The following is a 19674-nucleotide window of genomic DNA, read 5'->3' as shown; positions in this document are numbered from 1 at the left end:
CTTCCAGCCTGACTGTCCCAACTAGAGGGAGCGCCCATGCGCCGCCTGTCCCACCTCCTTTGCGGCCTTAGTGCCGTCGCCCTGCTGACCGCAGCGGCTCCCGCCATGGCCGAGATGGCTGCTGCCCCGTCGGCCGCCGCCTCAACAGCAACTGCGGGCAATGCCTTTACCTATCAGGACATGATCCCGGCCAAGCGTCTGGGCGACCCGCAGGTTTCCCCTGATGGCGCGTGGGTGGTCTATTCGGTCACCAGCACGGATGTGGATGCCAACCGCCGCTCGTCGTCGCTGTTTATCCAGTCGCTGAAGGGTGAAGGCGAGGCCAAGCGCCTGCCGATCTCGGACGGTGGTGCCAATACCGCACGCTGGGGCAAGGACGGCTCGCTGTACTTCCTGTCCTCGCGCGGTGGCTCGTCGCAGGTGTGGGTTTCGAACGACAACGGCACGACGGCGACGGCCGTGACCAGCCTGCCGACCGATGTGAATGCCTATCGCGTCAATGACCAAGGCAATGCGGTTGCCGTGTCGCTGGCCGTTTACCCCAATGCCGAGAATCTCGCCGCCTCGGTGGCGCATGGTGCCTCGGTGGCCGAACGCAAATCGACCGGCAAGGTCTATGACCGCATGTTCGTGCGTCACTGGGATACGTGGAACGACCACACCCAGAACCACCTGTTTGTGGTCGGTTTGGGTGCCAATGCCGGTGATCCGGTCTGGGTCACCAAGGGCTTTGACGGCGACACGCCTTCCAAGCCGTTCGGCGACGAGAGCGAGTTCGTCTTTGCGCCCGACGGCCAAAGCCTGATCTTCTCGGCGCGCGAAGCGGGTCGCTCCGAGCCTTGGAGCACCGATTTCGACCTCTATTCGGTGGCCACCAATGCACCGGGCCAACTGACCAACCTGACCGAAACCAATCCGGCATGGGATACGGGCCCTGTCTTCTCGCCGGACGGCAAGACCCTGGCCTATCGCGCCATGGAGCGTCCGGGCTTCGAGGCCGACAAGTTCAACATCTTCCTGCGCGACATGGCGTCGGGCACGGTGCGCCAGATCGCCGCCAACTGGGATCGTTCGGCCGATAGCCTGCAATGGTCCAAGGATGGCAACAGCCTGTTTGTGGTCGCCGGTGATGTCGGCAATACAAAGCTGTTCCAGATCGATACCCGTAACGGTTCGGTCGTACCGCTGACGGGCGAAGGCCATGTCGGTGCGGTACAGCAGACCGATAGCGGTTTTGTCCTGTCGATCGATAGCCTGAGCCGCCCGTCGGAGCTGTACACCAAGACCTTCCGTGGTCGCGAAATGCCGATCCAGATCACCAATGTGAACCCGCAACTGGATGCCAAACAGTTCGGCGAGTTCGAGCAGTTCAACTTCCCCGGCTGGAACAACGAAACCGTCCACGGCTACGTCATCAAGCCGGCCAACTATGTAGAGGGCGAAAAGTATCCGGTCGCCTTCATCATCCACGGCGGCCCGCAAAGCTCGATGGGTAATTCGTGGTCGTTCCGCTGGAATGCCCAGACCTATGCCGGTGCGGGCTATGCGGTGGTGATGATCGATTTCCACGGTTCGACCGGTTACGGTCAGGCCTTTACGGACTCGATCAGCCAGCACTGGGGCGACCGCCCGCTGGAAGATCTGCAAAAGGGCTGGGCCTTCGCACAGCAAAAATACGACTTCCTCGACGGCAATAATGCCTGTGCGCTGGGCGCGTCGTATGGCGGCTATATGATCAACTGGATCGCCGGGAACTGGCCCGACGAGTTCAAATGCCTCGTCAACCATGACGGCGTGTTCGACACCTTCGGTATGGGCTTTGCCACTGAAGAGCTGTGGTTCACCGAGTGGGAAAACGGCGGCACGCCGTGGGAAAATCCGGAAGGATACCAGCGCTTCAATCCGGCCAACCATGTCGCCAAGTGGAAGACCCCGATGATGGTCATTCAGGGCGATCAGGACTTCCGTATCCCGACCGCCCAGCCGCTGTCGGCTTTCACCGCCCTACAGCGTCAGGGCATCGAAAGCCGCTTCGTGATGTTCCCGGACGAGAACCACTGGGTTCTGAAACCGGCCAACTCGATGCAGTGGCACAATGAAGTGTTCGGCTGGCTGGACGGCCACCTGAACAAGTAGGCCGTAGGGCTGAGATGATTGAGGGCGCGGACCGTTTCTGGTTCGCGCCTTTTTTCTTGCGCCCATCGTGTGTGTCGTCCCTAAAGGCGGGATGCAGGGTACGGGTGTGACGCGGCGGGGATTATGTCTGGCAACAGGGGCTGTTGTGCTGGCTGTACCCGCGATGGCCAAGGCGCAAGACCGCCATGCCTATGGCCCCCATGCCCGCCAGACCCTGAGACTGGTCGAGGGGCGCGGGACGGGGCCCAAACCCGTTGTGGTTTTGCTGGGTGACAAGGGGCAGGATGCGGCATCTCTGATGCGCAACTCTCGCGAACTGACACGGCGTGGCATCAGTGTGGCCATCACCGATCGACGCGAAGGTCGCCACGGATTTGCCGCCCACACCGCCGATGTGGCCCGCGTCATTGGCTATTTAAAAACCCATTCCGAGGCGCTGGAGCTGGATGGCCGGATCGCCTTGTGGGGCATAGGCACAGGAGCAGATGCGGCACTTTTGACCGTGGCGGACAGGCGCTATCTGGCGGTGGTGGCTATGCAACCACGCGACATCAGCGGCCTTGCCCTGTCGGGTGCAGGCGAGGAGCTAGACGCCACCTTTACCCATCCGCGCGCCTATGGCGGAGATAGGGTGCCTGCGGTCTATCGCGGCGGGCGCGGCGATAGCGCATCGGCCATCGCCTTCCTTTCAGGCCTACTTTAGACGCGCAAACAGGGCGCGGATGACCTCGACATAGATGTCGGCCAGATCGCGCAGTTCCTGTTCGGGCACACGCTCGTCGATCTGGTGCATGGTTTGACCTACCAGACCCAGTTCCAGCACTGGACACATATAGCGGATGAAGCGGGCATCCGATGTGCCGCCGGTGGTCGAGGCGACAGGGCGGCGACCTGAAACTTTTTCAACGGCATCCTGAACGGCACCGATAAAGGTGGCGTTTTCGGTCAGGAAGGCCTCGCCCGAGATCATGTGTTCGACCTCGATATTGAGGCCCGTATCGGCTTGCAGGCGACCCACCTCGCTATTGATCCACGCCGCCAGTGCCTCGCCCGTATGGCAGGGATTGAAGCGGATATTGGTGCGGCCAAACGCCTTGGCAGGGATGATGTTGGTGGCCGCGTTGCCGATATCGATGGTGGTGATTTCGAGGTTCGACGGCGGGAAGCCTGTGCGCGGTGAACCGCTTTCCGTATGGGCGGCGATCGCACTCAAAGACGGATAGCCGTCATCCAGCACACGGTCGGTCAGCGTCGCCATCAGTTTGGCAATCACCGGCGCAGGATTGGCCGCCCGTTCGGGATAGGCGACGTGGCCCTGTTTGCCGTGAACGGTGAACCACGAGTTGATCGAGCCGCGACGCCCGACCTTAATCATGTCGCCCAGTTGCGCCGAAGACGACGGCTCGCCGACGATGCAAGCGTCGATCACCTCGCCCTCGGCCATCAGGGTTTCAACCACACGCTTGGTGCCGTGCAGGGCCGGACCTTCCTCGTCGCCGGTAATCAGCAGCGACAGCGAACCGTTGATCTCGTCGGCACTCAAAAGGCGCGACAGGGCCGCGACCCATGCGGCAATCCCGCCCTTCATGTCGACGGCACCACGGCCATAAAGGATGCCGTCGCGTGTCTCGCCCTCGAACGGGGCGGCGGTCCATTGCTCGGCGGCACCGGTCGGCACAACGTCGGTGTGACCGGCAAAACAGATATTGGGGGATGCAGTGCCAAGGCGCGCATAAAGATTGATGATGGGCGCATCGACACCCTCACCGGTCGGGCCTTCAAACACCATCCGGCGACAGCTGAACCCCAGCGCCACCAGCGCTTTTTCCAGCACTTCCATCGCGCCCTCGTTGGCGGGGGTCACGCTCGGGCGGCGGATCAGGGCGCGGGTCAGTTCGACAGGATCGATGACGGAAAGTGATGCGGTGTTCATGGCTCCATGCTTTAGGCAGGGAAACATGCAAAGGAGAAGGGCGTTTGTGCTGCCTTTTCTCCGTCTGACAGAGATTTTTCGTTCGCTATGACTGTTTCGACGCCGCCTGCGCCAGAAATCGACCCTGTAATCCACCCTGAAGAGCCATCCAGCCCGTGGGGTATTCGCGACTTCCGCCTCTTGTGGCTGGGGCGTGTGGTGGCGGTTCTGGCGATCCAGATCCAGTCATCAGCCCTGTTGTGGCAGGTCTATGAGATCGCCCGTCGCGACCATCCTATCGAAGAAGCCAGCCTCTATCTGGGCTTGGTCGGGCTGTGCCAGTTCCTGCCGCTTCTGGCCTTTACCCTGCCTGCAGGCGCGATGGCCGACCGGCGTGACCGTAAACATACGGTGACCTTGTCGCTTATTGTCGAAATGGTCTGTGCGGGCAGCTTTCTGGCCATGGCCATGCACGGCAATCCGCCTCTGTGGGGACTGCTGGCAGTGGCGGCGCTGTTTGGTGCAGCAAGGGCGTTTCTGGCACCGGCTTCACAGGCCTTCCTGCCGATGGTGGTGGGCCGTAAAGCTTTGCCTGCCGCTATTGCTGCCCAGTCAATTGCCTTCCAGACCGGCGCGATTGCGGGTCCGGCCCTTGGTGGCGTGATTGTCGGAGTGACGGTACCTCTGGCCTATGCCTCGTCGCTAGGCCTGTTCCTGTTGGCCATCGCCTGCTTCATCCTGATCAAAACCAACGGCAAGCCCGAGGTAGGTCCCAAGGTTTCGCCCATTGAGCTGGTGCGCGAAGGGCTGGGCTATGTCTGGAAGACCAAGATCGTGCTGGGGGCGATTTCTCTGGACCTGATCGTGGTGCTGTTTGCCGGTGTGGCGCTGCTGACGCCGATCTTTGCGCGCGACATTCTGCATGTCGGCCCGCAAGGGTTCGGTCTGCTGCGGGCTGCGTTTGGTGTGGGCGCGCTGTTGATGGCCTTCTGGCTCAGCCGCTATCCGATCCAGCGTAATGGTGGTCGGTGGATGTTCGCAGCCGTAGCCGTATTCGGTATCTGCACCATCGCCTTTGGCCTGTCGAAAATCGTTTGGCTGTCGGCGCTGGTGCTGTTTATAGGCGGGGCGGCAGATATGGTCAGCGTCAATGTGCGCCAGACCCTGATCCAGTTGGCCACGCCCGACCATATGCGCGGGCGGGTATCATCCGTGTCGATGCTGTTCATCGGTGCATCCAACGAACTGGGCGAGGCCTATTCGGGCGTGGCAGTGCGCTTGCTAGGCCCCATCGGCGCCGCCGTGTTTGGCGGGGCAGGTGCGCTGGCCGCCACCGGCATCTGGGCCAAGGTTTTCCCGTCACTTCGGAAAGCCGACCGGCTCTCCTGACAAGAACAGGCCCGCCAAATGGCGGGCCTTTGGTTTTGTCCTACCGCTCGCCTGGCACCTTGGTTCGAAGGCGCGACGCTAGGGCCAAAGCCGCTCGCGGTTCAGCGTGGCGGCGCTTGCCGCCTTACTTCCACTCTTTGAAGTGTTTCGACAGTTTCAGGCCCTGCTTCTGATAGTGGCTGCCACCTTCGCCATAGAGGCGGGTCGGGCGCTCCGTCAGGGGCTCATAGACCAGTCGGGCGACGGTCTGGCCGTGTTCCAGCAGGAAGGGGGTGTCGTGGGTGCGAACCTCCAGCACGCCCTTCGATCCCGCACCATGCGCTTCGTCGGTGCCGAAGCCGGGGTCGAAGAAACCGGCATAGTGGACGCGGAACTCGCCGACCGAAGGATCGATCGGGGTCATTTCGGCGGCTTGGTCGACAGGGATTTCTACATCGTCGCTGGATGCCAGAATATAGAACTCGCCCGGATCCAGCAGCAGGTCGCCATCACGCAGGGTGACCGGTTCCCAGAAATCGCGCGGGTCATGGCCGTCGATATTGTCGAGATTGATAACGCCCGCATGGCGACGGCCACGGAAGCCGACAATGCCGTTATCGCCGTGTTGCAGGTCCACGCCGACGCTGCGGGTTTCCAGACGCGGCGGCTCGCCGGCCTTGAGGCGCAGCTGGTTCAGACGAGTGCCCGGACGCACGAGGATGGAGAAGGTCTGGGGCGCGATCTCCAGATAGAGCGGGCCTTCATAGCCTTCATCGACATCGTCGAAGCTCTGGCCCTTATCGGTCAGCAGGCGCACGAACACATCGACGCGGCCGGTCGAGGATTTCGGGTTGGCGCGGGCATTCAGGCCCTTGGGCAGGGACAGGTGTTCCTGAAGGCGGGCAATATAGACGCAGCCCTTTTCCAGCACATAGCCGCCCGACAGGTCGATGGCGTGCATGGCCACATCGCGGATGCGGTCTTCGACCTTGCGCTTGCCAGGCAGGAAGGAGGCGCGCACGCGCCATGCGACATCCGACAGGCGCAGATCAAGGCTGGCCGGTTGGACCTGATCGGAATCGAAAGCGGTCTGGCTGGTGATGGCGCCTGTCGCGATCAGGGTCTCGATACCCTGAAACGGGATGATGCCGGCTTGGGCGGGGATCTGGAAACTGGTCATGCCGTCCTGTTCTCACATGGATTTTTACGCCTGTCTTGCTTTCATACACGGCAGTTGTGCATTGCAGCTTGAACGGAGCGCCCGGCGGGACGCATATAGCGTATGTCCAGTGCATTTGCCTATAGCGTCGAAACCAAAGGCGTGGTGGTTCGCGTCCAGCCATCCTATCTGGCGGCCCAGTCCGAACCGGAAGCGAACCATTGGGTTTGGGCCTACCAGATCGAGATTATCAATCTGACGACGGCACCGCTGCAACTGGTGGCGCGTCGCTGGACCATTACCGATGCGCTAGGCCGCGTCGAGGAAGTGCGCGGGTCGGGTGTGGTGGGCGAGCAGCCGGTGATCCAGCCGGGTGACAGTTTTGCCTATGCTTCGGGTTGTCCGCTGCCGACGCCGTCAGGCTCGATGGTCGGGGCCTATTTTGTGCAGGATCAGGCGGGCCATATTTTCGAGGTGGCCATTCCCCATTTCAGTCTGGATGTGCCCGATACCCGCCGCACGTTAAACTGAGGCCATAAGAAAAGGGCGCTGCGGAAACCGCAGCGCCCTTTCTTCTCGAGATTTCCGTCGAAACGAAACCTTAGATGTAGCGACGCAGGCTGCGGGCCAGTTCGGTCGCGCCGTCCTTGGCACCCTTGCGGACCTGCGGCTGGTAGGCCACGCGAGCGTGCTCGATGCAGTAAACGCCTTCCGAGGCGCGGCGGCCACAGAAAGAGAACTCGCGCGAGGACGGATCACCGATCGGCCATTTGCACATGTGTGCGCCCAGCGTCAGCACGGTGGCTGTGCCCGGCAGTTCCGGCATGGGAGCCGGAGCCGACGGTTGTGCGACTTGCGACGGCACAGCGGCCGGGCGCGGAGCCACGGCTTCGATGCGGCGCGGAGCCGACGGAGCCTGTGTCGGTTGCGGTGCGGGTGCAGCCGGAGCTGCATTTGTTGTCGTTGCGGCTGCGGTTGCAGCCTTGGCGCTCGGACGTGCCGTACGGAACGTCGTGCGTGCCGGTTGCGACGGTGCCGCGCGGCCCGAAAGGCCCAAGCGGTGTACCTTGCCGATTACGGCGTTGCGGGTCACGCCGCCACCCAGTGCCTTGGCGATCTGGGAGGCCGATTGACCTTCAAGCCACAGCTTCTTCAGAGCGCCTACGCGATCTTCTGTCCAGCCTGCGTTCATGCCACCCTCCAAGGGAAGTCGGATTCAATATCTTGTGTCGGAGGGCCACAAATGACGCTCCTCAGTGGCGCCAATCGTAATTCACTGGTCAAAACACGCAATATGTGGAGATTCGGCTGTCCACAGAAACTATATCTAGTATGGTTAATGTCCCGTTTTGAATCAGTTTTATCTGGGGGGCAAAATGGTGGAATGCCTTGCGTAATGACCGATGAACGCACAATTGACGCATTATGACCCTGCAGACCCCTTCAGAACCGACCCTGTCCACCTTGCCGCAGCCCCGTCGCTATAACGGCATCAACTGGGTAGGGCTTCGTACCTTGTATCTGCGCGAGGTGCGGCGCTTCTGGAAGGTGGGGGCGCAAACCGTCGCGGCCCCCGTTGTGACGACCCTGTTGTACATGATGGTGTTCGTGGTGGCGCTTCAGGGCGCCCGCCCGCCGCTGCACGGCACGCCGTTTGCCGAGTTCGTGGCCCCGGGCCTGATCATGATGGCCATCCTGCAGAACGCCTTTGCCAATGCCTCGTCCAGCCTGATCCAGGCCAAGATCATGGGCACGGCCACCGATTTTCTCACCCCGCCGCTCAGCCCGCTGGAACTGACCATCGGTTTCAGTCTCGGCGCGGCCACACGCGGGGTCGTGGTCGGTCTGGTGACGGCGCTGTGTGTGCTGCCGTTTGCCAAACTGGCCATCTCGAACATTCTGCTGATCGTCTGGTTTGGCCTGATCTCGTCGCTGCTGATGGGTATGGCGGGCGTTCTGGCCGGTCTGTGGGCGGAAAAGTTCGACCACCTGTCGGGGGTGCAGAACTTTGTCGTTATGCCCATGACCTTCCTGTCGGGCACCTTCTATCTGGTCGAAAACCTGCCTGCGCCGTTTGATGCCATCAGCCGCTTCAACCCGTTCTTCTATCTGATCGACGGTTTCCGTGCCGGTTTCATCGGGCAGGCCGAAAGCAATCTGGCGATCGGTCTGGTCATGAGCGGCGTGCTGACGCTGGTTCTGGGTGTGGTCTGCTGGCTGGTCTTTAAATCGGGCTGGCGCCTGAAGAGCTAAGCCGGATTAAGCTTTGTTAAGAGGGCCCGCGTCGCACTGGTGACGCGGGCCCTCTTCGTTTAGGCAGGATGGCAAATCGGAGGGGTTTTCTATGTCTATGAAGTCGCTTTTTGCTCTGGCACCGCTGGCTTTGGCTTTGATGGCGCAGCCGTCAGAGGCCGAGGATGCTGCCAGCCCTGTGGCGGGGCGTATCCATGCCACCGCCGAACGTCTGGTGCAGGATAATAATCCGGCGCGTCTGGACGTTCTGAAGGCGCATCTGGATACGCTGGGCCTGCCCTACCAGTTGCAAACCTTTGAAGGCGGCAACCGCCAGACAGGCGCTATGGCGGGGACCAATGTCGTCATCACACTGGGGGCGGGCGAGCGCGATCTCGTTCTGATGGCCCACTATGATGCGGCGGTGCTGCGTGACGGCGCCTTCTCGCACGGCGTGGTCGATAATGCGGGCGGCACGCTGGCAGTTATCGAAGTGGCCAAGAACCTTCAGGGTCATGGTCATCACCTCAAGCACCGCATCGTGGTCGTGCTGACCGATCAGGAGGAACTGGGTCTGATCGGGGCGCGTAATTGGCTGGAGCAGGCCGACAAGGCCCGTATTGCCGGTGTCGTGAATGTCGATGTGGCTGCCTATGGCCGCACGGTCATGTTCGGCCTGAATAACGGCGAGGCGTCGCGTGGAATGGTTCGCACCTTGCGGACCTATTGTGCCGACACCGCCACGGACTGCGAGGCCTTCCCGGTCTATCCGCCCAGCGAAGACCGTGTGTTCTCGGCGGCCGGTATTCCGGTGCTGTCACTGGGCATCCAGAACGCGATCGGCGCACGCCAGATGTGGCTGGCCTTTAATGGCGGTCGCGATAACGGCCTGCGCGAAGGCTTTGTGCCGGACGTGTTCCAGAACATCCACACCCATGAAGACAAGATGGACAAACTGGTGTCCGCCGATGTGGCGCAGTTCGCAGATTTCCTGACCGGACTGGTCCAGACCATAGACGCGCAAAACGGCGACAAAAACCCGTAGGGCATCGGGCCTCGCGGTGTTGACTAAAGGGCCATGTGGCCCGACAAGTCAGTGATCATTTTGTTCAGCGGTCCCGTTGCCAGCCAACGGGACCGTCTCTCTTTTTGGAGACTGCCGTGTCCGGTCATCTGATGGGTGTTTATAATCGTGCGCCGCTGCAAGTGGAGCGCGGTCAGGGCGTCCGACTGTGGTCCACTGACGGGACCGAGTATCTGGACTGCGTGTCCGGTATTTCGACCAATGCGCTGGGCCATGCCCATCCGAAACTGGTCGAGGCCCTGAAGGCCCAAGCCGACAAGCTGTGGCATGTCTCCAACATCTTCCGCATCCCCGGTCAGGATGAACTGGCCGACATGCTGTGCGAAAAATCGTTCGCCGATGTGGTCTTCTTTGCCAACTCCGGCACCGAGGCGGTGGAATGCGCGATCAAGACGGCGCGCAAATATCACCACGCCAAGGGCAATGTTGAGCGTATCGACATCTACGGCTTTGACGGCTCGTTCCACGGCCGTACCTATGGCGGCATCAATGCGGCGGCCAACCCCAGCTATACCGAGGGTTTCGGCCCGCCGATGCAGGGCTTCTACCAGCTGAAATGGGGCGACAAGGATGCGCTGACCGCAGCCTTCGAAGCGCCGACGACCGCCGCCATCATCCTCGAGCCGGTTCAGGGCGAGGGCGGTTGCCGCGCTACGCCGGACGAGGAACTGCGCTGGATGCGCGACATGGCCGACAAGCACGGCGTGCTGATCATCTTTGACGAAGTGCAATGCGGCATGGGCCGTACCGGCAAGCTGTGGGCGCACGAATGGGCCGGCATGACTCCGGACATCATGGCGGTGGCCAAGGCTCTGGGCGGTGGCTTCCCGATCGGGGCCTGCCTTGCCACGGCCGAAGCGGCATCGGGCATGTCCGCTGGGGCGCACGGCTCGACCTTCGGGGGCAACCCGCTGGCCATGGCTGTCGGCAAGGCCGCCTTTAGCGAGATTTCGTCGGACGCTATCTTGAACAACGTCAACGAGGTTGCAGCCTATCTGAAGCAGCAGTTGAGCGGCCTGCAGGAACGCTTCCCCGACGTGATCGCTGAAGTGCGTGGCAAGGGTCTGCTGATGGGACTGAAATTGGTGCCGAACAACCGCGACTTCATGGGCTGGGCCCGTGACGAGGCTCAGTTGTTGGTTGCCGGTGGCGGCGACAATCTGGTGCGTATTTTGGCCCCGCTGAACATCACGCTCGAAGAGGCCCGCGAAGCCGTCGAGAAACTGGAAAAGACCTGCGCGTTCGCTCGCACCAAGATGGCCGGTTAATCCGGCCCTCTATCTGACTTACGGAGACCGATATGGTCCGTCACTTCCTTGATATCTATCGTCTCGAAGCTGCCGATTTGCGCGCCATTCTGGATGATGCCCACGCCCGTAAACAGGCCCGCAAGGGCTGGCCGCAAGGCCGTGCGGACGCCGATGCTCCGGCCAAAGATCGCGTTCTGGCGATGATCTTTGAAAAGAACTCGACCCGCACCCGTTTCAGCTTTGATGCCGCGATCCGCCAACTGGGCGGTCAGGGCATTATCGCCAATGCTGCCGACATGCAGCTGGGACGCGGCGAGCCGATCGAGGATACGGCCCGTGTGCTGTCGCGCATGGTCGATGCCGTGATGATCCGCGCCAATGACCACGAGGATGTCGAGCGTTTTGCCCGCGTCTCGTCGGTGCCGGTGGTCAATGCCCTGACCGACCGTTCGCACCCGTGCCAGATTCTGGCCGACCTGCTGACGATCGAAGAGCATCTCGGTCCGATCGCGGGCAAAACGGTGGCTTGGGTCGGTGATGGCAATAATGTCTGCCACAGCTTCATGCATGCGGCGGCCAAGTTCGGCTTCAAGCTGCGCGTAGCCTGCCCTGCGGAATACCACCCTGACCTGCGCGATCTCGAAAAGGGCGGTACGTGGGTCTACCTGACCTCCGATCCGCAAGAGGCAGTCACAGGTGCCGATGTCGTGGTCACCGATACCTGGGTGTCGATGGGCGATCAGGACTATGAGGCCCGTCTTGCGGCCTTCGAGCCCTATGCGGTCGATCAGGCCCTGATGGATCAGGCCAATGACGGCGCGGTCTTCCTGCACTGCCTGCCTGCCCACCGTGGCGAGGAAGTCACCGATGACGTCATCGACGGCCCGCAATCGCTGGTCATCGACGAAGCTGAAAACCGCATCCATGCCCAGAAGGCGGTGCTGGCCTGGTGTTTTGGCGGCTAAGCCAAAACACAACCAGGGAAGGCAGTTTTGGCGGCTAAGCCAAAATACAACCAGGGAAGGCGGTTTTGGCGGCTAAGCCAAAACACAACCAGGAATGGCGGTTTCGGCGGCTAAGCCGAAACACATTTCGGGCAGAAATCAGGGGCCGAAGGGGAAACTCTTCGGCCCTTTTTTCATGCCTCAATACACGATGGTCTTGGGGTTGCCGCTGACCAGACTGACCACATGGATCAGCAACAGCATGGTGAAGGCTGCGAACAGCAGCATCAGGAACCGCCAGGGCATCATTCGCGGCTTGGCGCGCATGATGTCGGTGGGCTTTGCGCCGCGCCAGCCACATAAAAAGGTCAGGCCAGTGGACAGGGCGGTGAGGATCAGGGTGAGGGTCAGGCTCATGCGTGGCAGGTGGGGGAACAAAAATCTTTCGGCAAGTCCTAAGTTGTGGGGCTGGCAAATCAGCAACCTTCTGTTAACCAAGGTCAGGACGGCCCAGCTTGTGTTGTATCGCTTGCGGTGCCTAGATGTTGTGGTCGCGTGATGCCTATCCACATAATGTGGGATGAATGCGGTGCCCGTCGTGGCACGGGAGACGAATCAGTGAGCGCAACGGCGCCTTGGAGCGTTAAGGGAATTGATCCCAAAGCCCGCGAGATCGCTAAAGATCTGGCGCGCCGCTCGGGCATGACCCTTGGGGAATGGCTCAACTCCATGATTATGGACGAGCCGGAGGACGAGGGTTCGGCCCTGCCTCGCCGTACCCTTGCGCCTGACAGCCTTGAGCGCCCGACCCGCGAGGGCGGGGCGCGCATCGACGCGCTGGTTTCCACCATGGGTGAGCGTCTGGAAGCGGCCGAGCGCCGTTCGACCTCGGCCATTCAGGGTATTGATCTGGCCGTATCCAGCCTGATGCGCCGCATGGATGCCGAGCGCGAACTGGACACCCAGCGCGAGCGTCGCCTCGAAGGCATGGCGCGCGAGCTTCGCGAAGGCCACGAACGCCTCAAGTCGCTGGAAGGCGGCGATGCCGGTCTGGATCTGCGTGGCCGTCTGGATCAGGCGCAGAACGACACTCGCTCGGCCCTTGAAGGTCTGCAGGTTTCGTTTGCGGCGCTGGAGCAGAAACTGGGCGGGCTGGAAGCGCGTCCGGCTCTGGGCGACGGAGCCCTGACGCAACTGGCCGATGGCCTGCGTCAACAGATCGAAGCCAACCGTCAGGACATGATGGTCCGTCTGGGCGCTACCGGCGATGCGGCGCGTCTGGGCAATGTCGAACAGACACTCGACCGGCTGCTGACCCAGACCAAGGCCGCCGAAATGCGATCCGCCCACGCCGTCGAGGCGATGGGGCAGGAGGTCATGCGGATTGCGCGTAATATGAATACGCGCATGCAGGGCCTCGAAGAAAACGGTCTTGGCAAAACACAGGAAATGCTCGACCAGCGCCTGTCCGAACTGGGCCGTGTTCTGGACGAGAAGCTGGATCGCGAAATCGCCCGACATTCGCAATCGGTCGACAGCCGCCTGACCCGTCAGGAAGACCAGCACGCACTGGCGCTGGAGCGACTGGGCGGCGAGATCACCCGTATTTCGGATCGTCTGTCCGAGCGCATTTCTCAGACCGAGCGCCGGTCCTCGCAGGCGATTGAAGACATCAGTCGCCGACTGGCCGAAAACACCGACAAGCTGGAGCGCCGTTCCGAGGATGTCTCGGGCGAACTGGCCGAGCGTATGCGCCAGAGCGAAGAGCGCACCTTGCGACTGGTCGAAGAAGCCAAGGCTGTGCGTGCCCGCCGTGAATCTGCGGCACTGCATGCGGCCCCGCGTCTGGCGGTGGCCGATCCGGTTGTCTTTGACGATGTGCCGGAATTTATCGCCGAGACGCCTGCTGTGTCGCTGTTCGGCTCGGCCTCTGACGAATGGATGCCGCAACCCGAAGGTCGCACCGATTGGCGCGCCAACGCTGCGGCGCAAAATACCAACCCGATTGATGCCGCACTTCACGGCGGTGCCCTGGACGCCCCTCTGACCGAAGCGCAGGCCAGCCCCGGCTGGGCCGATACGGTCGCTGCCGAAATGGCGGTCGAGCCGTTCCCGACACAGGACGAGATGCGTCCGTTCGGCAGTCTGGACGGTGAGCTGGAAGACGACTTCCTGATCGACGAGGCGCGTCCGGCATCTGATGGTGACCGCGAGGACTTCCCGTCCATCTTTGCGTCTTCGGAACACGAGGCTCTGGCGGCGCGGAACGAAGCGCCCGTCGAGGTCGAGACCTTGGCCACGCCTGACGAGGCCTTCGAAGTCGCGCCAGCGGACAGTGTTGAACCGGCCGATGCGAACCCGTTCTTTGCAGCCCCCGAAGAGGTCGAGGCGGCGCAGGACGACGACCTGTCCCTGACACCGTTCCGGTCGACACGCGATGTGATCGACAATGCGCGTGCGGCGATTTCGGACGACGATGGCGATGCCCCGCGCAAGGGCTTCGGGCTGAGCAAGCTGCGTAAAAAAGGCGGCACCTCGGCGCTGCAACAAAAACTGGACCGCAAGGCATCGCGTGAAGGCTCGACCTTCGGGCAGGCGCTCAAGGTGTCGGCGCTGGCCATGCTGGTGGTCGGCGGCGGTGGCTATGGCACGCTGAAACTGGTCAAGGACCAAAATCTGGACCTGAATTTCGGCCACGCACCAACCCCTACACAGCCAACGACACCGATCGCCGCACCGATGGCGGCCTTGGCGCTGGATGCGACGCCGACCGATGCTGTGCCGTCGCAAGACGTGGCGCAAACCGAAGGGGCGGCGATCTTCAACCGCGCCATCGCCATGATCGAAAACGGCGATGCATCGGGTCTGGAGCCGCTGAAGCGCTCGGCTGAACTGGGCTATGTTCCGGCGCAGATGCGTCTGGCCACCCTCTATACGGACGGGGGTGCCGGTATCGAGGCCGACCCGTTCGAGGCGCGCCAGTGGGTGCGCCGCGCCGCCGAGGCCGGTGAACCGCGCGCCATGCAGCACTATGCGACCCAGCTCTATGACGGTGTGGGTGGCGAGCGTGACGAGGCCAAGGCTGTCGAGTGGATGCGTAAATCCGCCGAGGCCGGCAGTGTGGACAGCCAGTACAATGTCGCCCACCTGTACGAAAAGGGCGTGAAGGGCGTTGCGGCCAACAAGGCCGAGGCCTTCACCTGGTATATGATCGCCGCCCGACGCGGAGACCAGCAGGCTCTGGAGGCTGTTCAGCGCCTGACGCCGACCCTCGAAGTCTCCCAACGCGCCAAGGCACGCGAAACGGCGAATAATTTCACCGTTCAACCGCTGGCTTGATTACACCTTGTTAGGGCTAGGGGTGGTCTGATCGATCACCCTTGGCTAAAGCCTGTCAGGTGATCGCCTGCGGGCGATGCCACGCTGTACCTTGTCAAACCGAAGGCGCGTTCCGTGGATATCTATCTGCCTATCGCCGAAGTCTCGGTGAACTGGCCGCTCCTGATGCTGTTGGGGGCGACGGTGGGCTTTGTCTCGGGTTTGTTTGGCATTGGTGGTGGCTTCCTGATGGCCCCCATTCTGGTGTTCATGGGCATTCCACCGACGGTGGCCGTGGCCAGTCAGGCCAGCCACGTTGTCGCTTCCTCGACCTCGGGCGTTATCCGCTATTCTGTGATGAAGGGCGTCGATTACAAGATCGGCGGCATCATGGCGGTCGGCGGGGTTCTGGGCGCCCTCGTCGGGGTCGAGCTGTTCCGGTATTTGCGCTTGTTGGGACAGGCCGATCTGGTGGTGGCCGTCTCCTATCTTCTGTTCCTTGGCTCCATCGGTTCGATGATGGTGTTCGAGAGCCTGACCAAGATTTTGCAAAGGGTGCGCGGCGAGACGCCAACGCGCAAGGAACGCCGCCGCCCCATGTGGCTGTATGGCCTGCCCTTCCGGATGCGTTTCCCGCGCTCTGGGCTTTATATCAGTGCGCTCCCGCCGTTCGGGCTGGGGGTATTCGCCGGTATCCTGTCGGCCATTATGGGGGTTGGCGGCGGCTTTATCCTCGTTCCGGCCATGCTCTATGTGCTGCGGATGAAGGCCAATGTGGTGGTCGGCACCAGCCTGTTCCAGATCATTATCACCACGGCGGTGACCACCATCCTTCAGGCGGGCCGTAACCAGACAGTCGATATTGTCCTGTCGATGATCCTGCTGCTGGGCGGTGTCGTGGGCGCGCAATATGGCGCGCGTTTCTCGGGCCGTTTCCGTGCCGAGGAAATGCGGGCGGCTCTGGGCTTTATTGTGCTTCTGGTGGGTATCCAAATGGGGCTGGAACTGTTTGTCCGCCCCAGCGAGTTGTTCCTGATGGCACCGGGTGTGGGCAACTGATGTTTCAGGACCTTCCTCCCCCTCCGCCGGCCTATGAGGCACCGGCACCGGAGCAGACGATTGCCACGCTGGGCGAGGTGCGCGTCGCGGCAGCCCTGACCGATGCCCAGATCAAGGTGGATACAGGGTTCAGCGGAGCCTCTATCGTGCTGTACGGCGCGGTGTTCAATCCGACCGAGGCACCCGCCGATGTGGTTCTGGTGGTGCGCGGGCCCGACGAGACTGTGCGTCTGGTCAAGAAGACCCGCCATAACGGTATCTGGCTGAACAGCCGCCCTGTCGTGTTCGAGGGCGCTCCCGGCTTCTATATGACCGCCTCGACACGCCCCCTGCCGGATGTGGCCGATTTTGGCCAGATGCGGCGTCTGGGCGTAGGGGTGGACCATCTGCGGATCAATGCGCCGGAGGAAGCCACAACGGTGACCCGCTACGGCGTGCGTGATGTGGTCATCAGCCGTCTGGGCGAAAACTATCTGGACTGGCGTCGTGCGGTGATCCGGCTGAAGGAAAATGCCGGTCTGTACAAGAACAACCCTGACGGGGTCAGCTTCGTCGATCGCGGCCTGTTCCGTGCCGAGGTCGAACTGCCGGCGACGGCACCGACCGGCACCTATTATGCCGAGGTCTGGCTGTTTCAGGAGGGGGCACCCGTTTCAGTGTCCAACCTGACCCTGACGGTCGAAAAGGTGGGTCTGGAGCGCAGCATCTACCAGTTCGCGCACAACAGGCCGTGGATGTACGGGATACTGTGCGTCATTCTGGCGGCCGGTATCGGCTATGCCGCCTCGCGCATATTCCGCAATCGCTGAAGGCGATTGCTTTTTTCTTTTGTTCGCGACGGGGTCGCTCACGGTTTGGCGCTATCGCTCGCGCCGCGGGCGCTTGCTGCTTGAGCGCCTTTGCGCGACCTCTCCCACCGCGTTGCTGATTTGAGTGTGGGTACCGGATCAGTGCGTCGCCAACAAAAAAGGACGGCTCGGTGAGCCGTCCTTTTCGTTTGCCTGAGCAAGTGAGGCCTTAGGCGGCCTTGGAGAACTTGCCGTAGAAGGTCTCGCCCTTGGCGGCCATGTCGCGCAGCAGTTGCGGCACTTCAAAGCGCGGACCGTAGGCAGCGACCAGACGATCGGCAGTTTCCACGAACTTGGCGACACCGATCTGGTCGATGAAGGTGATCGGCCCCCCCGTCCAAGGCGCGAAGCCCCAGCCGAGGATGGCACCCAGATCGCCTTCACGCGGATCGTCGATCACGCCCTCGGCCCAGCAGCGAGCGACTTCGACGGCCTGACGATACAGAAGACGGGTCTTCATCTCGTCCATAGCCGCGAAGGCTTCCGGCGATTCACCAAAGATATCGCCCTTGGTGGTCGGGGCCAGCTCGGCCAGACCGGGCCAGATGACCTTGGGCTTCTGGTCGTAGTCGTAGAAGCCCTTGCCGTTCTTGCGACCGTAACGACCGCCTTCAACCATGGTCGAGACGATCTTCTCGCCTGCGGTCGGGACATAGGCGTCGCCGAGGTCTTCCTTGGTTTGCTTGGTGATCTTGTACGACAGGTCCAGCGCGACATCGTCGTGCATTTCCAGCGGGCCGCGCGGCATACCGGTCGAGCGACCGATATTGTCGATGGCGACCGGCGAGAAGCCTTCTTCCAGCAACGCCATGCCTTCCATCAGATAGGTGGAGAAGCAACGCGAGGTGTAGAAGCCACGGCTGTCATTGACGACGATCGGGGTCTTCTTGATCTTCAGGACATAGTCCAGCGCCTTGGCCAGAGCCTCGTCGCTGGTCTTTTCGGCCATGATGATCTCGACCAGCATCATCTTGTCGACGGGCGAGAAGAAGTGGATGCCGATGAAGTCTTCAGGGCGAACAGACGCTTCGGCCAGGCCGGTGATCGGCAGGGTCGAGGTGTTGGAGCCGAAGATCGCACCCTTGGCCAGTTGGGCCTCGGCGTTCTTGGTGACGGTGGCCTTGATCTCGCGGTTCTCGAACACGGCTTCGATCACAAGGTCCGAACCCTTGATCTGGTCGTAGTCGGTGGTCGGCGTGATCAGGCTAAGGATGCCGTCAGCCTTGTCTTGCGTCATGTGACCGCGCGAGACACGCTTTTGCACCAGATCAACGGCGTATTGCTTGCCCTTGTCGGCGGCTTCCTGCGTCTGGTCGATCAGGATGGTTTCAATACCGGCCATGGCTTGGACATAGGCTATGCCTGCGCCCATCATGCCTGCGCCGATGACGGTGACCTTTTTCGGATCCGACTTTGGCACGCCTGCCGGACGCACAGCGCCCTTGTCCAGTTCCTGTTTGGACAGGAACAGCGAGCGGATCATGGCCTGAGCCTGCGGGGTCATCAGGGTCTTGATGAAGTAGCGCGTCTCGATGCGCAGACCGGCATCGATTGGCACCTGCACGCCTTCATAGACGGCCTTCATCATGTTCAGGACGGCAGGGTAGTTGCCATAGGACTGCTTGCGCAGGATGGCATTGCCCATGATGAACACTTGCGCGCCCATCGGGTGGTACGGGCCACCGCCGGGGATTTTGAACTTGGGCTCGTCCCACGGCTGGACGGCCTTGCCGCCGTTCTTGATCCAGGCCTTGGCGGCTTCGACCGACTGGCCGATTTCAACGACTTCGTGGACGACGCCAGCGCCCTTGGCGTCGGCAGGGCGCCACGACTTGCCTTCGGCCATCTGCATCAGGGCGGTTTGCACGCCGATCAGACGGGTCAGGCGCTGGGTGCCGCCGCCGCCGGGGAACAGGCCGACCTTGATTTCCGGCAGACCCAGCTGGATCTTCGGATTGTTCTCAACAACGCGATAGTGGCAGGCGAGGGTGAATTCGAGACCGCCGCCCAGCGCCAGACCATTGATGGCCGCAGCCACCGGCTTGCCGCAGGTTTCCAGAGCGCGGAAGGCGCCGTTCAGAGCCCAGCCAGCATCATAGGCAGCCTGCAGGTCGCCTGCGCCCGACAGCATGCCCGAAGCCATGTCGGCAAGGTCGGCACCGGCGCAGAAGCCCGTGGCCTTGCCCGAGGTCAGGACCACGCCCTTGATGGCGTCGTCGTTCTGGATTTTCTCGACCAGCAGCGGGATTTCTTTGATGACCGCGCCCGTCAGGGTGTTCATCGAACGGTTCGGAACGTCGAAGGCGACAACCGCGATGCCGTCGGCATCAATCTCGATCTTGAAGTTTTCCATAGTCATTGTCT

At 61.9% G+C, this 19674-nt stretch carries 16 protein-coding genes; 11 read left to right on the top strand and 5 right to left on the bottom strand.

The window, feature by feature from the left end; genetic code table 11:
- Positions 1-36: 36 nt before the first annotated feature.
- A complete protein-coding gene (locus tag RSB01_RS02465) occupies positions 37-2136 on the top strand; it encodes a S9 family peptidase (RefSeq protein ID WP_332619363.1) in 2100 nt (699 codons plus the stop codon).
- Positions 2137-2281: 145 nt separating this feature from the next.
- The gene (locus RSB01_RS02460) at positions 2282-2839 is read left to right on the top strand and encodes a hypothetical protein (RefSeq protein WP_332589773.1); all 558 of its coding nucleotides are present in this window, start codon (positions 2282-2284) and stop codon (positions 2837-2839) included.
- Here RSB01_RS02460 and dapE read toward each other — a convergent pair.
- The gene (dapE, locus tag RSB01_RS02455) at positions 2831-4069 is read right to left on the bottom strand and encodes a succinyl-diaminopimelate desuccinylase (RefSeq protein ID WP_332589774.1); all 1239 of its coding nucleotides are present in this window, start codon (positions 4067-4069) and stop codon (positions 2831-2833) included. The two genes, RSB01_RS02460 and dapE, sit on opposite strands and share 9 nt — an antisense overlap.
- A gap of 87 nt (positions 4070-4156) precedes the next feature.
- Here dapE and RSB01_RS02450 point away from each other — a divergent pair, with 87 nt between their 5' ends.
- The gene (locus tag RSB01_RS02450; RefSeq protein WP_332589775.1) at positions 4157-5437 is read left to right on the top strand and encodes an MFS transporter; all 1281 of its coding nucleotides are present in this window, start codon (positions 4157-4159) and stop codon (positions 5435-5437) included.
- Between the two features lie 124 nt (positions 5438-5561).
- Here the strand turns inward: RSB01_RS02450 and RSB01_RS02445 are convergent, their stop codons facing one another.
- Positions 5562-6596: a 2'-deoxycytidine 5'-triphosphate deaminase gene (locus RSB01_RS02445; RefSeq protein WP_332589776.1), complete on the bottom strand. Its 1035-nt coding sequence runs from the start codon at positions 6594-6596 to the stop codon at positions 5562-5564.
- A gap of 102 nt (positions 6597-6698) precedes the next feature.
- On the opposite strand from RSB01_RS02445, the gene apaG reads away from it, so the two are divergent.
- Complete coding sequence (apaG, locus tag RSB01_RS02440; protein ID WP_332589777.1) at positions 6699-7106, top strand: Co2+/Mg2+ efflux protein ApaG; 408 nt, start codon at positions 6699-6701, stop codon at positions 7104-7106.
- A gap of 70 nt (positions 7107-7176) precedes the next feature.
- Here the strand turns inward: apaG and RSB01_RS02435 are convergent, their stop codons facing one another.
- Positions 7177-7767 carry a GcrA family cell cycle regulator gene (locus RSB01_RS02435; RefSeq protein WP_332589778.1) on the bottom strand — a complete coding sequence of 197 codons (591 nt, stop codon included), beginning with the start codon at positions 7765-7767 and terminating at the stop codon, positions 7177-7179.
- A 233-nt stretch (positions 7768-8000) separates the two neighbouring features.
- Here RSB01_RS02435 and RSB01_RS02430 point away from each other — a divergent pair, with 233 nt between their 5' ends.
- The 4 genes from RSB01_RS02430 to argF all read left to right on the top strand — a co-directional run bounded on the left by RSB01_RS02430 (position 8001) and on the right by argF (position 12106).
- Positions 8001-8828: an ABC transporter permease gene (locus tag RSB01_RS02430; RefSeq protein WP_332589779.1), complete on the top strand. Its 828-nt coding sequence runs from the start codon at positions 8001-8003 to the stop codon at positions 8826-8828.
- A gap of 91 nt (positions 8829-8919) precedes the next feature.
- Complete coding sequence (locus RSB01_RS02425; RefSeq protein WP_332625031.1) at positions 8920-9852, top strand: M20/M25/M40 family metallo-hydrolase; 933 nt, start codon at positions 8920-8922, stop codon at positions 9850-9852.
- A gap of 131 nt (positions 9853-9983) precedes the next feature.
- The gene (locus tag RSB01_RS02420; protein ID WP_332589800.1) at positions 9984-11159 is read left to right on the top strand and encodes an aspartate aminotransferase family protein; all 1176 of its coding nucleotides are present in this window, start codon (positions 9984-9986) and stop codon (positions 11157-11159) included.
- A gap of 32 nt (positions 11160-11191) precedes the next feature.
- A complete protein-coding gene (gene argF, locus RSB01_RS02415; RefSeq protein WP_332619362.1) occupies positions 11192-12106 on the top strand; it encodes an ornithine carbamoyltransferase in 915 nt (304 codons plus the stop codon).
- 180 nt (positions 12107-12286) lie between these two features.
- Here the strand turns inward: argF and RSB01_RS02410 are convergent, their stop codons facing one another.
- Positions 12287-12502 (bottom strand): hypothetical protein, encoded by a 216-nt coding sequence (locus RSB01_RS02410; RefSeq protein WP_332589782.1) that lies wholly within the window; start codon positions 12500-12502, stop codon positions 12287-12289.
- 201 nt (positions 12503-12703) lie between these two features.
- Here RSB01_RS02410 and RSB01_RS02405 point away from each other — a divergent pair, with 201 nt between their 5' ends.
- From RSB01_RS02405 to RSB01_RS02395, 3 genes are all read left to right on the top strand, one after another.
- A complete protein-coding gene (locus RSB01_RS02405; RefSeq protein WP_332589783.1) occupies positions 12704-15424 on the top strand; it encodes a hypothetical protein in 2721 nt (906 codons plus the stop codon).
- A 114-nt stretch (positions 15425-15538) separates the two neighbouring features.
- On the top strand, positions 15539-16462 hold the full coding sequence (locus RSB01_RS02400) for a sulfite exporter TauE/SafE family protein (RefSeq protein ID WP_332589784.1): 924 nt from the start codon (positions 15539-15541) through the stop codon (positions 16460-16462).
- The gene (locus tag RSB01_RS02395; RefSeq protein WP_332589785.1) at positions 16462-17271 is read left to right on the top strand and encodes a TIGR02186 family protein; all 810 of its coding nucleotides are present in this window, start codon (positions 16462-16464) and stop codon (positions 17269-17271) included. The genes RSB01_RS02400 and RSB01_RS02395 overlap by 1 nt, the downstream gene beginning before the upstream one ends.
- A 208-nt stretch (positions 17272-17479) precedes the next feature.
- Here RSB01_RS02395 and RSB01_RS02390 read toward each other — a convergent pair whose 3' ends face one another.
- Positions 17480-19663, bottom strand: a complete 2184-nt coding sequence (locus RSB01_RS02390; protein ID WP_332589801.1) for a 3-hydroxyacyl-CoA dehydrogenase NAD-binding domain-containing protein — start codon at positions 19661-19663, stop codon at positions 17480-17482.
- Between the last annotated feature and the right edge of the window lie 11 nt (positions 19664-19674).

Origin of the sequence: Brevundimonas sp., assembly GCF_036659295.1 — a bacterium.
GTDB lineage: Bacteria > Pseudomonadota > Alphaproteobacteria > Caulobacterales > Caulobacteraceae > Brevundimonas.
Note: the sequence above shows the minus strand (reverse complement) of the source record. Positions and strands in the feature narration are given on the sequence as shown.